Annotated in this window: 14 protein-coding genes; 10 read left to right on the top strand and 4 right to left on the bottom strand. The window is 47.0% G+C overall.

The window, feature by feature from the left end:
* Window positions 1–56: 56 nt before the first annotated feature.
* Entirely contained in the window at window positions 57–1,820 is a 1,764-nt protein-coding gene (locus tag EHO60_RS14360) for a C45 family autoproteolytic acyltransferase/hydrolase (RefSeq protein ID WP_246028326.1), read from the bottom strand.
* 257 nt (window positions 1,821–2,077) lie between these two features.
* On the opposite strand from EHO60_RS14360, the gene EHO60_RS14355 reads away from it, so the two are divergent.
* Window positions 2,078–3,073, top strand: a complete 996-nt coding sequence (locus EHO60_RS14355; RefSeq protein ID WP_342776002.1) for an AraC family transcriptional regulator — start codon at window positions 2,078–2,080, stop codon at window positions 3,071–3,073.
* A gap of 66 nt (window positions 3,074–3,139) precedes the next feature.
* A complete protein-coding gene (locus EHO60_RS14350) occupies window positions 3,140–5,503 on the top strand; it encodes a sensor histidine kinase (protein ID WP_135768899.1) in 2,364 nt (787 codons plus the stop codon).
* Between the two features lie 6 nt (window positions 5,504–5,509).
* Here the strand turns inward: EHO60_RS14350 and EHO60_RS14345 are convergent, their stop codons facing one another.
* Window positions 5,510–6,163, bottom strand: a complete 654-nt coding sequence (locus tag EHO60_RS14345) for a response regulator (RefSeq protein ID WP_135768898.1) — start codon at window positions 6,161–6,163, stop codon at window positions 5,510–5,512.
* A gap of 84 nt (window positions 6,164–6,247) precedes the next feature.
* Complete coding sequence (locus EHO60_RS14340; RefSeq protein ID WP_135768897.1) at window positions 6,248–7,243, bottom strand: IPT/TIG domain-containing protein; 996 nt, start codon at window positions 7,241–7,243, stop codon at window positions 6,248–6,250.
* Between the two features lie 226 nt (window positions 7,244–7,469).
* Here EHO60_RS14340 and EHO60_RS14335 point away from each other — a divergent pair, with 226 nt between their 5' ends.
* Together EHO60_RS14335 and EHO60_RS14330 are read left to right on the top strand one after the other, a co-directional pair.
* Window positions 7,470–7,832 (top strand): YciI family protein, encoded by a 363-nt coding sequence (locus EHO60_RS14335; protein ID WP_135768896.1) that lies wholly within the window; start codon window positions 7,470–7,472, stop codon window positions 7,830–7,832.
* Window positions 7,833–7,874: 42 nt separating this feature from the next.
* On the top strand, window positions 7,875–9,149 hold the full coding sequence (locus tag EHO60_RS14330) for an RNA polymerase sigma factor (RefSeq protein WP_135768895.1): 1,275 nt from the start codon (window positions 7,875–7,877) through the stop codon (window positions 9,147–9,149).
* Window positions 9,150–9,156: 7 nt separating this feature from the next.
* Here the strand turns inward: EHO60_RS14330 and fbp are convergent, their stop codons facing one another.
* Window positions 9,157–10,161, bottom strand: coding sequence for a class 1 fructose-bisphosphatase (gene fbp / locus EHO60_RS14325; protein ID WP_135768931.1), 1,005 nt, complete (start codon window positions 10,159–10,161; stop codon window positions 9,157–9,159).
* A 145-nt stretch (window positions 10,162–10,306) separates the two neighbouring features.
* Here fbp and EHO60_RS14320 point away from each other — a divergent pair, with 145 nt between their 5' ends.
* The 6 genes from EHO60_RS14320 to rpoD all read left to right on the top strand — a co-directional run bounded on the left by EHO60_RS14320 (window position 10,307) and on the right by rpoD (window position 15,620).
* A complete protein-coding gene (locus EHO60_RS14320; protein ID WP_135768894.1) occupies window positions 10,307–10,738 on the top strand; it encodes a hypothetical protein in 432 nt (143 codons plus the stop codon).
* A gap of 96 nt (window positions 10,739–10,834) precedes the next feature.
* Entirely contained in the window at window positions 10,835–11,050 is a 216-nt protein-coding gene (locus EHO60_RS14315) for a hypothetical protein (RefSeq protein ID WP_135768893.1), read from the top strand.
* Window positions 11,051–11,337: 287 nt separating this feature from the next.
* Window positions 11,338–11,547 carry a 30S ribosomal protein S21 gene (rpsU, locus tag EHO60_RS14310; RefSeq protein ID WP_008591132.1) on the top strand — a complete coding sequence of 70 codons (210 nt, stop codon included), beginning with the start codon at window positions 11,338–11,340 and terminating at the stop codon, window positions 11,545–11,547.
* A 39-nt stretch (window positions 11,548–11,586) separates the two neighbouring features.
* Window positions 11,587–12,036, top strand: a complete 450-nt coding sequence (locus tag EHO60_RS14305; protein ID WP_135768892.1) for a GatB/YqeY domain-containing protein — start codon at window positions 11,587–11,589, stop codon at window positions 12,034–12,036.
* 13 nt (window positions 12,037–12,049) lie between these two features.
* Window positions 12,050–13,834 (top strand): DNA primase, encoded by a 1,785-nt coding sequence (dnaG, locus tag EHO60_RS14300; RefSeq protein WP_135768891.1) that lies wholly within the window; start codon window positions 12,050–12,052, stop codon window positions 13,832–13,834.
* A 16-nt stretch (window positions 13,835–13,850) separates the two neighbouring features.
* Window positions 13,851–15,620: an RNA polymerase sigma factor RpoD gene (gene rpoD / locus EHO60_RS14295; protein ID WP_135768930.1), complete on the top strand. Its 1,770-nt coding sequence runs from the start codon at window positions 13,851–13,853 to the stop codon at window positions 15,618–15,620.
* Window positions 15,621–15,637 lie beyond the last annotated feature (17 nt).

Genomic DNA, 15,637 nt, shown 5'->3' with positions numbered 1-15,637 from the left:
TAAAGAAAGCCCCATTTCTAAGGTCAACCGGTTTTAAGCGAGGATCCGTCCGTGATCTATAACTCGTTCGCGTCGACCAGCAGGAAATTCGGAGAAACCTGTCTGAGTTTTTTTAAAGAATAGGAGCCTTTGTCCGACTTTACCTTCATTTTCCAAACGAGACAATCCAGAGAATCCGGAGCATTCCTGATTTCATCGTACAGTCTGGCGGAAAGCGAATTTCTACCGATTCCGGAATAGGTCCTTGCCAACCAAAGTTGAGCCTGTTGTTTTCGGAAGGGAGAAGATTCCAGTCTTACGGTTTCTTCCAAGAGATAGGATCCTTTTTGGAATTCCCCTTTTTCGATGTGCAGGATTCCGCGTAGGAAAAGAAGGGAAGGGTCCGAGTCCGATCCTTTGTCAGCTTCCTCCAGCCGATCCAGCATATCGTCGATTCCTCCTAACTTCGGATCGTCGTTTATCAGCATCGCTTCCTTGTAATATTCTATCGCTTTTTTCTTTTCTTTCGTTTTTGTTTCTTGGCTCTTTCCTTTCTTCCCTACGGATTCGTCTTTGGATTTTTTCGTCAGAGAAGGGAAGGTGTAGCCGGGAGCTGCATCCCAGCGCATGGGAATTTCAAGATACGGACCGCTTCCGGTCGGAGCGAGTCCCACAGAAACGTAAAGTTTCTCCGCTTCAGGGCTCATGACTACGGATTTGACCGAAGTGATTTGTCGTATCGTGGAACCCATGGTCCGGGATTCTCCGCTTGTAGGATCTACGGAATCGTTCAATAAGTTCTGGAGGTCTTTTACAGTAGTTCCTTTCGACTTCTGTTCCGCCAGAAGTTGAGTGGCCCTCTGGAATCTGCTGCGGGTATGGTGGCAAAAGGAAGGAGCTGCCAAGAGTTCTCCATCCTGCAGCTTCGGGCTGAAATAATGGTTCGTATTCACCATGCTTTCCGATTTTCTATCGGAGTAGGTGACTTCCACATTTCCGAAATTGGTTTCGATTACGGCGGCTTTGGAACCTTTTTCGTTGCAGTTGGTGAGGATCGCGCCCCAAGTCGAATTGATTTTGTATCTCTTAGCGAGGGAAACCGCTTCTTCGATACTTCTGGATTCCGAGATCATTTTATGACCGAAATCGACCACTCCTAAACCGCTGAATCCTACCTTTTTGTGGAATCTAGTGTGAAAAGACAAAGTCAAGCCCGCTTCGTTGAATGCGGTGATTCCCGGGACGTCCGCACCTCTGCAAGCGACGTAGCCATAGCGAATTCCCGTATCCGTCGGATTGCAGAAGACGACGATGGGTCGTTTGTCCCAGACTTCCACTCCCGGAAAATCGAAATTTCGCGCGTGATATAAGTTCTTATCTTTGCTTTGATTCCCCCATACAGCAACACTTGTACAAGCCGGCACTAGCTGAGGATTCAACAACGGCTCCAAACGACGGAGTTCCGGCAGCACGCGGAGCATTCCCATGATTCCGACCGCGTTTTGAAATGCGTCCATCGTGAACATTTCCTTTTCTATGCTCGACCGGATCCCTGCGGCTTTGAGAGCGGCCAGAGTTCTCTTGGAATATTCCGGCCAACGGTGGGAATTCATTTTGGCCTCGGCCAATTTCATGCTTAGAGAAACGAATCCTTTGGAAAGTAAGTTTCGATTCTTTCTGGGTAAACTGCCCAACAAAAGGTTTTGCGCCATCACAGGATAAAAATCGAAGATCGGTTCGTATTGCCCGATCTCCCGCATGATCTCTCCGAATTGTCTTCCCATCTCTTCTTGGGTTCCCTTTAGCTGGATCACCGCCAGCGGAATCGTTTTTGCTTCCATAAGGAACGATTTTATCCGGATCCGAAAAAGATTCGACCGGACCGATAGGTCCAACCGTTTCATCCGATCGGATGGGACTTAACCTCCGAAAAATGGATAGAAAATGGGGTTTGCCCGTCGGAGAGTGTCCGTTCAGATTCATGGAACTCCTCCAAAGTTGTCTAAAATCCTTCGTTTATTTCGGATCGGGCCTGTCGTTCCTATATTGTTTCTTGGAATGGACCAAGAAAAGGCGCGCGAATCGGACCCTTATATTCGTGACATTCCTTACCGGAGCGACCCTGCTTCGATATGCTTGGTATTTCGATCGTCTTTATTTCATTTCCCCTTATCTTTTTCTTTTCTTATACACCGGAGTATCTTCCGTAGGTCCCGTTCTCTGGAGTTATGTGAATTCCCGTTTGGTAGAGGAATGGGAGGAGGCGGACCTTTCCTTTTCGGTTCGGAGGCAATGGCCCCATCTGATTCCGGCGGTACTATTCGCATTTTCCGAAATTCTATTTTTTACCCAGGATTCCGAAAGACTTCGCGAATTGATGTCCAGTAGCCAGAAGGAGTTCTCCTTGGATTGGATTCACTTGGCCGCAATCCTAGCCTCCATTCAAGTTTCTTCATACTCAGTCGCTTGCCTATGGATTTATCATAAAGTGAGTCGAAAATATGAGATCTACGAGTTGAAACTGGTATGGGTGGTATTGCTTTTACCTGTGGTCGCCAATTCCTTTATCGGTGCGGCCTTTTTTCTGAAGAACATGTTTTTATTCGAATTAGGCGCCGGCTGCGTGAGCATGATTTTGGTGCTGATGTTCGTATTGAGGGAAAGGAATCCGGACTTTTTCGACGAAATGAGGACGGTGATCCGCAATTCAAAATACCAGAATACCGCATTGCTTCCTCAGGAGATCAAACAAGCGGACGAGAAGCTGCGCCGTATCATGGAAGAGGAATTCGTTTATCGGGACAGCGAACTTCGGCTGGGGGATTTGGCTGCAGGACTGGGCTTGAGCCTTCACCAGACCTCAAGGTATTTGAACGAGATACAGAGAATGACCTTTTACGAACTCATCAATCGATATCGGGTACAGGAAGCCTGTAAACTTCTTCTCTCCCAAGCGGACAAATCGGTATTGGAGGTGGGCTTCGAAGTCGGATTCAATTCCAAATCCGCCTTCAATTCCCAGTTTGTCCGAGCGATGGGGGTGTCACCCGGAATTTACAGAAAAAACAAATCTTCGAGTCCGCCAAAAACATAGTTCATTCTCCTTTTGAGAAATAAGTTTTTCCTTTACCTACGTCTTGGGAAATTCGAATTTACCTCTATGCAAACCGGATCGAAGAAAACGTATCTTACTCTGTTTGCATTGGCTTTGCTTCTAACCGTCTGTAAGCAGGAAGAAACCGATGTCTCTTATCAACCGAACGGGTCCGGCACCTTAGATTTATCTAAGCGTGAGATCTTTCTCGGCTCGAAAACGATCCCTCTGGACGGACAATGGAATTTTTATTGGAACCGCCTAATCCCCGTTGTCGGGGACGGATCGAATCCCTTCTGGAAAGGAGGAGAAAAGGCTCGCGTCCCGGAAGTTTGGAATCACTTATCCTTCCAAGGGAAAAGGTTGGACGGAATCGGTTTCGCATCCTATCGATTGAAACTCTTTCTACCTCCTGACTCCCAGCCATATGCGATTTCCATCCCGGATCTTGGTACATCTTATGAATTCTATGCGAACGGCCTTCTTATTGCGAGCGCCGGAAAAGTAGGCAAGGATCCGGAAACCTCGACCGCCGGTTACAAACCACAGATCGCGGTCCTTTCCGGCAAGAACCTGGACTTGGTTCTGCACATTTCCAATTTTCAAAATCGTTGGGGAGGATTCTGGAGTTCGGTCCGTGTAGGGCACTGGTCCGATGTGTTAAGCGAACGGGAAAGGAGTCTTACCGTGGATATTTGTCTGGCTATGATCGCAGCGATCATGTCGGTCTATAACCTTTTCCTTTATTTTTTTAGAAGGAAAGAACCGGCTCCCTTGCTTTTTTCCCTGCATTGTTTTCTGATTCTCTGCAGGATCCTGACTACCGGAGAGAGATTGGGATACCGAATCCTAGGAGATTCCCTTTGGGAATATTCCAATAAGCTGGAATATTTTTCCGTCTACGCTTCCGCTCCTACGCTGTACGCTTTCTTGAATCGATATTGTCCCACCGAGTTCTGGAGAAGATTCGGTCTATGGTTGACTTCCCCGTATTATATAATATGCGCGTTAGTTCTTTTTTTTCCGAATCGATATTATACTCTGACTCTTTTTCCCGCTTCAATGTATGCACTCTTCGTCACCATGCCGACTTGGGCAATCCTGTTAAGCCAGGGGATTCGACGAAACTTGGAAGGTGCCGCCATCCTCATGCTAGGATATGCGGTGATCACGCTTTGTACGATAGGCGATATTTTAAACAGTATGGGACTTTTTCGGATCCATTATCTGATTCCGTACGGTCAGATTTTTTTGATCGTTTGCTATTCGCTCTTGATCTCCAAGATTTTTTCCGTGTCTTTCCGAAAGTCGACGGAACTCTCCTCCAAAATGAAATCCTTAGTCTCGTATACGAGAGAAATCATGTTATCCTCTTCTTACAGGCATTCCGCTCATTACGTATTAAGCATACTTTCCGAAACGGACAGGAAAGGAAGCAGGGATAAAATACACGTCTATCTGGAAGATTCAAAATCCTCCTCCTGGAGAAAATATTCGACGGATGGCGAGCGAGTATCCGAGGATCTGATGTCCGATCAGGAAATGGAGAAATACTTAGGCTGCGATCCGTCCGCGTTAGAAAAGCCGTTTATCAAAGAAAAAAGATTCATCGTTCCGGTCCGGCATCCGATTTCAGCTCGCCTGCTTTTGGATATTCCCTTGCATAAGGAATCTTTACAGGATTCCAGTTTGGATTGGGTTCAGGGAATCGCAGATGCTTTCGCATTTTCCATCCAGAATATCAATAGACAGGACCGGGACAAATTAGCGATCATCGGAGAATTGTCCGCGGAAATCGTGCACGATATTGGGCATCATATCATGATCTTGCGGCAACACCTGAGAAATCTAGGTGAGTACGAGGAAAAAAGGAAACAGGCTGCGGTCCGGCAAGCAGAAAAGGAAACCGAAGCTCTCTCCAATTTATCTTTGGACATTCTGGACGTATCGAAAAACAGGATTATTCTAGACCTGCAGAACGTTAAAATCGGGGATTATTTCCGCGAGATACGGGACGACCTTCGCCATTTCTTTTTGTCCCTGGAAAAGGAAATGAAATTAACGTGTACGATTCAAGCGCGCGGGAAATTCAAATTAGATCCTTTCCGGATCCGAAGGCTGATCTTCAATTTGGCCAAGAACGCAGCGGAAGCTACGCCCCAAAAGGGGCTTTTCAGCATTCGCGTGGAAAAGGAATCGAACATTCTGTATCTGATCTTCGAGGATAACGGATCCGGCTTTAACTCGGATTTAAAAGAGAGATTGTACGAGCCCATGGGTATCCTGAGTAGCTCCAAACCTCACGGAGCAGGGTTAGGGCTTTCGATCATTGGAAAAATCGTATCGGCTCATGGAGGAGAGATTCTGATCGATTCGGGCAAGGGGAGGGGCTCCAGGTTTACGATTCTATTGCCCGAATCAGGGGTTTAGGCGGCGTCATAAAAAATCCGGGGATTTCAACTGAAAGAGAATCTTGCTCAATTCTACCATATTACTAATTTCTAATTTTTTAAAAATTGAAGTGCGATGGGATTCCACTGTGCGCACGCTCAAATTCAATTCTTCCGCGATTTCACGGTTGAGTTTGCCTTTGGACAGAAATTTCAGAATTTCGGTTTCCCTCTGCGTCAATCTCCGAATGATCTCCGCGGCCTCCCGTAATTGTTCCGTGTCATATCTAAAACTCGTGATCTCTCCGGGAAAAACCTTTCCGCCTTTCAGGATTTGGCGTAAAGAGGATAGAATGGATTCTATCGGCTCGCTTTTTAATATATATCCGTCCGCGCCTGCCGCAATCGCATTCTGAAGATAAGACCAATCTCGATGCATGGTCAGAAAAACCACTTTCAGATCCGGGAATTTCCGTTTTACCGAGTCTATTTCCTGGATACCGTTTTCATTTTCGAGGGACACGTCGCAAATCAATAAGTCCGCCCTGGAAAATCCCATTAATCGGATTCCATCCTTTATGGAGGAGGCGGTTCCGCAAACTTCGTATCCGTCCAAAGATTCGATCTCCGACTGTAAGCCGGAGCGTATGAGAGGATGATCGTCAATAATGAAGATTTTCTTCGAAACCTTGAGGCTCATTGGTTTTTCTTTTAACAAATCGGAATTTTAGGATCAATCCGGAAATGCACGATCCTGGTCGCTTCCGGAAATTTCCGTACTCTCTTAATTGGCTTGAAAAATCGATTCGCCTTCGTTCTGAGATCCGTATCCGGGCGTAGTGCAAGTGGTTTGCGCGTAGGACCCAATGAATCCGAAACCGCTGATATTATAATAATTCCGAGTATTGATCCCTCCCGTAGTCGGGTAGGTGCATCTTCCGGTTCTATTCGGAAGGTTTGAAGCATTCACAGTGGTGCAACTGTCGGGCACGTCTGCGGCGGAACCGCTCCCCATAAAATCGTAGCAAAGACTTTGGGAATTGATTTCGTTGAATGTGGAAGCCGGAACGATGGACCCGTTCGCTATGTTCGTACTGAAGCTCGTTCCCAAACCCCCGGCATATTTCACCTGAAAGATATAGTTGCCGGTGCTGCTTAGGGTCACTTTCTTAAACTGAGCCGCGCTCGTATTGGATTCCACGATCGTTGTCGGTCCGGACGTCGGAGAAGTAAAATAATAGAAATTTAAACTAGTAGCAGAATAACCGAATGTGTTGAACAAATGGTCTCCCGTCACGGAAGTATTAAAGGAGAAAAAACTGCTAGGATCCTGGGGAGAAATCGGGCGGATGAGTCCGTTCGGTTGTCCGATCGTAATCGCAACAAGAGGTCGATAACGGGCCGTTTTGGAAATGAATACGGCTCCTTTTTGGGTCACTACGATAGGCACTGTGGTATTTTCGGAAATTCCTGAAATGGTAGGCATGACAAATTGGAGCCCGGTGGACCCGACCAAAGTGATTCCGGTCGCCTGTACCGAGCCTATGGTTACGGTATAATCGGATGCAATCCCGGAGAAAGTATAACCGGTGATCGTATTTTGGGAACCCGGAAAGCCCAAATCGAAAACGAAATCCGCTATTTGGGAATTCAAAAGCAGAAACGCCAATAAGGTTTGGTTATCGTTCCCTCCGTTCCCGTGACGGCATTTCATGGCTCCAGTCATGGTGATCGCGAGCAAACCTAAAATCGCTTTCCAGTATTTCCAATTTATCGACATCTGTGTCCGACCTGTTGTCCGTTAATAATAAAGATTATGTTCTTTTTTGAACGGCTTCGCTATCCGTACGAGTACGGATCTTCGGTCGAAAACCATCGGAATTTACGAAGAAAATTCTGATGGAAATGAGAAAAAAATCCTACGAATGTCGAAATTTCACGGGGTGGAACGACGGTAAGGAGAACAAAAAAATTCGTTCTAAAACCGCAAGATAGGGAGTATGAAAATGAAGTACCAACTTCTAATTTATATAGATGAAAAGCTCGAGGCATCCAGATCCAAACAGGAGCTGGAGCAAAGGTCTGAGGATTACACCACCTATACTCAGGAACTTTTAAAGTCCGGAAAAATGGTCGGAGGAGACAGGCTCCATCCTACCTCGTCCGCCGCAACGGTGAAACTTCGGGAAGGAAAAAGAATCACAACCCACGGACCTTTTGCCGAGACAAAGGAACAACTCGGAGGTTACTATTTAGTGGACTGTTCGAATTTGGACGAGGCTTTGGACTGGGCCGCAAAATGCCCCGGAGCCAAGCATGGAACCATGGAAGTTCGACCAGTCTATGACCTGGGACCGAAACCGAATTGATTTCGAATTTCGCACAAGAACGAGAAAAGAAGGAGTCGAACGATGGAGAATTCGGAAAAGACGATTTCCCAAACCATCGAACGGATCCATAAAAGCGAATACGGCCAAATCCTAGCTTCCCTCGTAAACACGTTCGGAGACTGGGATTTGGCCGAGGAAGCTCTTCAGGAATCCTTCTTGGCGGCAGTCCAACAATGGGAACAGCAGGGTGTTCCGAAGCGACCGGGAGCCTGGCTCCTCGTAGTTGCCCGAAGAAAAGCCTTGGATAGAATCCGTAAAAACAAGCCAGTCACCGTAGATCCGGGAAATTTGGAGAATCGATCCTTTTCTTCCGAAAGAGAAATCCAGTACGAGGAGGAAGAAATTGCGGACGAAAGACTAAAGCTGATTTTTACCTGCTGTCACCCCGCTTTACCCATGGAACATCGGATCGCTCTCACTTTGCGCGCATTAGGCGGATTAACCACGCAGGAAATCGCTTCCGCTTTTCTGGTTCCTGTTCCGACCTTGGCGCAAAGACTCGTCCGAGCAAAGAAAAAAATCAAGGAATCAGGAATTCCTTTTTATATTCCGCCTATCCACTTACTACCGGAACGAATCGAATCCGTTTTGGCGGTAATCTATCTGATTTTTACGGAAGGATACGCGTCCACAAGCGGCGACGTGCTGATCCGCAAGGAATTGTGCGACGAGGCGATCCGACTTTGCAGAATGCTGGAAATTCTGATTCGAAAGAATCTGCTTTCTCCAGATATTCCGGATGAGGAGTTGAGCGAGGTTTGGGGACTTCTCTCCTTGATGTTGTTAAACCACTCCAGAAGAAATTCACGGATCGATTCTTCCGGAAGGATCGTATTGTTAGACGAACAGGATCGGACATTATGGAATCGGGAGGAGATCCAGGAAGGCTTGGCCTTATTGCAAAAAGCGCTTTCCTTAGGTAGTGTCGGTCCCTACCTGGTGCAGGCAGCGATCGGTGCGGAACATGCGATTTCCTCGCATTCCTCCCGGACGGATTGGAAGAAAATTGCCGAATGGTATGAGTTGCTTCTAAAAATGGAGGACACCCCCGTAATACGGCTCAATCACGCGGTGGCGGTCTCTATTGCGGAAGGCCCGGAAAGAGGCCTCCTTTTGTTGAGCGCTCTCGGAAAGGATCTCTCTTCTTACGCACCGTACTATCTGGCCGTAGCCGACGTTCAGAAAAGATTAGGTTCGTCAGAATCGGCAAAGGAATCCTACGCGCAGGCGTTGGCTTTTACAAACAACGAAGTGGAAAAGGAATTCATCCGATCCAAATTCGACGAAACCAGATAAAAAGGTCTTATTTTTTGACGAAGGTCAGGAAATGCTCCACTTCCTTTTTGGATCCAACGATAAAAGTCGTCCTTTCATGCAGTTCGGAAGGTTGTAAATCGAGGATTCTCTTCCCTTCCACTGTTACGGCCATACCGCCCGCTTGTTCCGCGATCAAAGCCATGGGTGCGACCTCGTACAAAAGTCTCAATTTTCCTTTGGGGTATTTGGAAGACTTCGTATCATTGGGATATAGGAAAATTCCGCCCTTCAATAAATTCCGATGGAAATCCGCGACGAGAGAACCGATATAACGAGCCGATTGGGGCTTTCTTCCGCCCTCAATGGACTTGATGTCTCTGATGTAATTTTTCACTTCGTCGGACCAGTAATTATAATTTCCCTCGTTGATGGAATAGATGCCTCCCGATTCCGGCATTTTCATTTCCGGATGAGAAAGAATGAATTCTCCGCAGGAAGGATCCAAGGTAAAGCCGGAGACTCCTTTTCCGACTCCGACCGAGAGAACCAACATGGTGGAAGAACCGTAGACGATATAACCTGCGGCTCTTTGTTTGGCTCCCTTTTGGAGAAGGTCTTCCTTCGTGCCCGGGGTTCCTTGGGGAGAACTCCTGAGGTGGACCGAAAAAATCGTTCCTATTGAAACGTTTGCGTCTATATTGGAGGATCCGTCCAGAGGATCGATCGCGATCGTATATTTTCCGATCTTATAGCCGGCAGGAACGGGGACAATGTCCTCCTGTTCTTCGCTACCCATCACGCATAAATGTCCGCAGCGGGTCAACGTATGCGTGAAAATCCGATCCGCATATTCGTCCAGTTTCATGACCGTCTCTCCCTGGACGTTCGTCTGATCGGTGGAACCGAGAATATTGTCCAGAAGTCCGGCCTTTCTTACTTCTCGGGAAACGATTTTGGCTGCGTAGACCAAATGGCTCATCAATGCCGTAAAATCCCCCGTTGCCTGAGGAAGTTTTAATTGCTCCTCGATCAAATACTGAGATAAGCTCATTAATTGGGTGGGGTGGGCGCTGGTCACTGGATTTTCCTCATCGATTCAAAGATCTATAACCCGGTTATGAAATCGCGACCCGCCAGGAAGACAAGTCGGAAAAAAGCTGAAAATCCTGCCCGACCCGTCGATATTTACATTAGCCGTGGATTTTCCTCCTACGAATAAGAATCAAATTCCGGACGTATTCGAAGAGTTTACGAACCAGTTCCTGAGGGATGTTAAGAATTCCTTGAGTACGCAGATGGTGCTTACTCATTTCTATTTTCAGGATCTTTCCCAGTATTTCCGTCTGTTGGGAGAGCAAAAATCCGGGGAAATCATAGAAGAGCTAAAATCCGTAATCCAAGCCCACTTGCGTCCTTATGATAAATTGTACGTGCTGAATCCGAGATCTGTTCTTACTTTTTGCCCGGATTGCAAGTTGGAAATCGTAAAAAGCAGATTCGACGAAGTGATTTTTCAAGTGAATCACCTGATCATCGATTACGAGATTCGGTTCTTAGAGATTACCGAACCGGTGGATTCTTTTCGTCCTGTGTACGAAAAGTTGCTACAACCGCTGGTCGGGCATTAAAACCGTTTTTCCGAAAAATTCTCTTTTTGCACCGAAAAATCTGTCTCTTGCGATCCGTGCATTGTACCGTAAATCAAAAGGTGAGGCTACAAACGGATGGAAGAGACGGCAAAGAAATTTAGATCCACATTGGAACGTTATATCAATTACCGTGGAATCGACATCATCCTCACCCTAAAAGATGGTACGGTGATCGAATTGGATAAAAACCGTAGGATCGACGGAGAATTCGTCATCAAAAACGGCCAGTTCGGAATTGAAGCGACGATCGAACTACGCGAAATCCAGAAAGCGGAGTTTTATGCCGCTTAAAGCAGCGATTGCTCGGATTTCCTCCCCCAGAGGAAACTTGCGATTTCTGTCAGGACCGGCAGAAAAGGGATTCGATTTGACCAAGGATGGCAAAATCCCCCGTTTTTGTTCAAGAAAAGTAGTTTATTTCCATTGACAAGAAAACATCCTATAAGAAAGTAGTAAATCAGGGGCTTCTCGCCCTAATTTCCGGACCCAAAGTTGATCTCTGGGATCGGGTTTTCCTGCCGTACGGCCGAAATCCGCATTTCCGGTATTAAAAATCCGAACAGGAGGAGTTCCACCGAATGGTAGGAATCATCGTAAAGGAAGGAGAATCCATCGAATCCGCACTCAAGCGATTCAAAAGAGATTGCGCGAACGCAGGAATCATGAGCGAAATCAAACGTCGTGAATTCTACGAAAAACCGAGCATCAAAAAAAAGAAAGCACTCGAGTCCGCGAAACGCAAATTAGAAAAGAAAAAACGCCTTTTTTCTCGCAAGGACCGCGGTTAATCCGCGTTCCGGCGTTTCGAACCTAAAAAGGGGAGAGGGATGTCCCTACAAGCTAAGATCAATGAAGACCTGAAAGAGGCGATTAAGACAAAACAAGAGCCTCTATTGTCCACGTTACGGCTGTTAAAAGCGGATATCCAGTATGAGCTCACGAAGACGGGGGCTCAGCAGCTCATCGATGAGCAAATTATTGCTTTGATCAAGCGCGGTTATGTAAAGAGGAACGATGCGATTCAGATGTATGAAAAAGCGAATCGCACCGATTTGGCGGATAAAGAGAAGGCGGAAGCGGAAGTCTTAAAGTCTTATCTTCCTCCGGAAGTTGGCGAAGAGCAGATTTTAGCCGCTCTGGAAAAAATTATCGCGGAAGTAAAACCTACCGGGCCGAAGGATATCGGCAAGGTCATGGGGAGAGTCATGGCCGAATTTAAAGGGTTGAACATAGACGGGTCCAAGGTATCTGCGATTGTAAAATCCAAACTTTCCTAAGCGGGACAGTCCATTGCAATTCCAAAGGGAGTTTATCGACCGAGTACGCAGGGAAGTTCCCATTGAAAGCTATATCAGTAGGTTTGTACCCCTACAAAAAAGGGGAAAAAACATGGTGGGACTTTGTCCGTTTCACCAGGAAAAATCCCCGTCTTTTAACGTATCTCTAGATAAACAATTCTACCATTGCTTCGGATGTAAGGCTTCCGGAGATATTTTCCAGTTCGTGATGAGTTATGAACGGGTGGATTTTCAGAGGGCAAAGGAAATTCTTTCCGAATATTCCGGAATCGCCATCCAGGAAAAAGGACGAGAAGAGCAGGAAAGAACCGAGCTTTTGTATAAGGTAAATCGAAAAGCGCTGCAATTTTACTTGGACATGATGCGTTCTCCGCAAGGAATTCCCGCCCGCGAATATCTCGGTTCCCGCGGATTAGGAGAGGAACTCCAGAAAAGCTTTCAGCTCGGCTTTGCACCAGCCGGTTTCCAGAATTTGATTCCGAAAGTCTTTTCCAGCAAGGAAGAAATCAAGGCCGCGATCGAAGTAGGATTGGTTCGGGAGTCCGAGAAAGGCAGGGAACCTTACGATTTTTTCCGCGAACGGATTATGTTTCCTGTGTTGGACTTGTCCGGAAGGGTGATCGCTTTTTCCGGTCGAATCCTTGGTCCGGGAAAGGAAGCGAAATATGTGAACAGCCCGGCTTCCTCCATTTTCGATAAGGGACGGACGTTTTACCATCTGTACCAGGCAAAAGAAAGCATCCAGAAATCCAGAACTGCAGTGCTGGTGGAAGGCTATTTAGACGTGATCGGGTTGGTTTCCAAGGGGATCGAGAACGTGGTCGCCAGCATGGGAACTGCGGTGACGGAAAACCATATCAGAAATATGAAAAAATTCGCGGATCGTTTCCTTCTGCTTTTGGACGGGGACTCGGCCGGAAGAAAGGGGGCACTTCATGGAGCCGAACTCTGTCTAAAGGAAGGTTTGGAATGCTCCGTCGTTATGCTTCCCGAAGGCAAGGATCCTTTCGATCTTTCCAAAACATTCGGGCGCCAGGAATTACAGAAATTATTGGAATCTGCCGTTCCGGCTTCTTCCTTCGTGGTGGATGAATTGCTGGAAAAAACGGATTCTCGGGCTCTTCCGGAAAAAAAACGAAAGGCCCTGGATAACCTATACCAATTTTTACGCGGTTTCAATCGTGATTCCGATCGGGAATTTTTCCTAGGTTTGGGCGCGAGAAAGTTGGGCATCAGTATGGATGCGGTTTTGCGAGATTATAAAGGGGGCGGAGCCAAGTTCGCACCTGCCGGGTCCGATAATAAAGTGAAGCCCGGAGTGAAGAAAAGCGGTCCAACCGCTGCGGAAACCTGTGAGAGAAAATTGGTCGCGCTACTCGTCAGAATGAATTCGCTTTTCTCCTTTTCCGAAGAGATTTCCTCCATGGAATTTTTGGATCCCAAAAGCGCCTTCCTTTGGGATTTTTTATACACGAGATACGTAAGCGAAGAGGAAATTTCCCCCGCGTCCGTCCTGTCTTCCGAGATTCCGGGAGAATTCAAGGAAGCGATCGCGCCGTTTCTGTTGGAAGATTCCGAAATGAGTCGAGAGGACGCAGCAAAGGTTTTCGGCTTATTGACGAAGCAACAAAAGGTATTCGTGAACGACGAAAGAATGAAGGAACTCGATCGGGACTCCACTCTGGACCAGATGGAGAAACTTACGAGATTGGCATATTACAAGACCGAGAAAGAAAAACTTTTAGCGCACATTCGCGACGCAGGCTCGGCGCTATGATAGAGGAAATCCCATGATGGAAAATTTACAAAGCATGCCCGAAGTTCAGAAGATCATCGCGATAGGAAAGGCGAACAGCGAAATTTCCTACGACGAGATCAACGAGATACTTCCGGACAAGATCCTAAACTCCGAAAAGATAGACGACGTCTTCACTCTTCTTCACGAGATGGGAATCGAAATCGTGGAGGAATATACCAGGAAAACTTTGGAACCTTCTTCCTCCACGGTTCTTAAAGACGATCCCGGTCTTGTGCCCGCTAAACCGGCGAGAAAGAAAAAAGAATCCGCCTCGGCTGCGGGCGGTTCGGAAGATCCGATCCGACTCTATCTGAAAGAGATCGGAAAGGTAAATCTTATCTCCGGGGAAACGGAGGTCTTTCTCGCCAAGAAGATAGAGAAGGGCGAAAAGATCATCGAAGAAACCATCCTCGGTTCCTCGATTTTACGCGCCAACTTCATCAAACTTCTTCCTAAGATCCGCAGTAAGAAGACGAAGGTCTACGACTTAGTTCGCGTGGATAAGATGTACGCGATGAACGCGGAAGAAGCGAAGAAGCTAGAAGAGCTTTTTTTCAAAAACATTTCCGTCATCCAAGAGCAGGAAAAAGTACTGCAAGAGGCCCAATCCCGGATCCGCAAATATTCCGAAAATTCCAAGAAATATAAGGAATTTAAGGAGAAGATCGATGTTTCGAAAGGGATCATCGATACGGCGATCCGAGAACTGGGAGTGTCCCAAAAGGAAATCCAGAAAATCTCGCAAAAGATCAAATCGATGGTCTTTCGCATCAAGGAAATCGATCGTCATTTCCTGAAAATCAAGGCTCAGTACGGCTACGACGTCCGCGATATCAAGGCCTTCAACCGTTTCATCGAGAAAAACGAGAAGTTGGACGATATCGAAAAGATGATGGGCGTCTCCATAGACGAAGTCCGCGAAGTCATCAAAGACATTCGAAACAACGAAAGAAAACTGCGCCGCATGGAGCAGGAAGCCGGTTCCTCCGTCCAAGAGATCAAGGACTGGGGAGAAAAAATCATCAAAGGGGAAAGGGAGATCGCGCAGGCCAAAAAGGAATTGGTCAAGGCGAATTTAAGATTGGTCGTTTCCATCGCAAAACGTTATGCGAACAGGGGAATGCATTTCTTCGATCTCATCCAGGAAGGAAACATCGGTCTGATCAAGGCGGTGGACAAATTCGAATATAAGAAGGGATATAAATTTTCCACATACGCCACCTGGTGGATCCGCCAAGCGATCACTAGAGCGATTTCCGATCAGGCGAGAACGATCCGGGTCCCTGTGCATATGATCGAGCAGGTCAATAAGGTGATCCGCGAAACGAGATTGTTCGTACAGGAATTCGGAAGAGATCCTTCCAACGAGGAGATTGCGGAAAGACTCGGTTGGCCCGTACAAAAAGTGAAGGCCGTTAAAAACGTCGCCAGGGAGCCGATTTCTTTGGAAATTCCCGTAGGTTCGGAAGAGGATTCAGAATTAGGCGACTTCATCGAAGACAAGGATGTGGAATCTCCCGTGAATTCCGCGGCGTCGAGTATTCTTGCGGAGCAGATCAGACAAGTTCTTCATACCTTGCCTGCGAGGGAACAGAAAGTCATCCGGATGAGGTTCGGTTTGGATGACGGTTATCCACAAACGTTAGAGGAAGTCGGATACCAGTTCAAAGTGACCCGGGAGAGGATCCGTCAGATAGAGGCAAAAGCGCTGCGAAGACTCCGCCACCCGTCCCGTTCCAAGAAACTTCGGGATTATATCGACTAAGAGCCTTTCGAACCTGC

The organism is Leptospira fletcheri, from assembly GCF_004769195.1.
In the GTDB taxonomy this organism is placed as follows: domain Bacteria; phylum Spirochaetota; class Leptospiria; order Leptospirales; family Leptospiraceae; genus Leptospira_B; species Leptospira_B fletcheri.
This window is presented reverse-complemented; position numbering and strand designations above follow the sequence as displayed.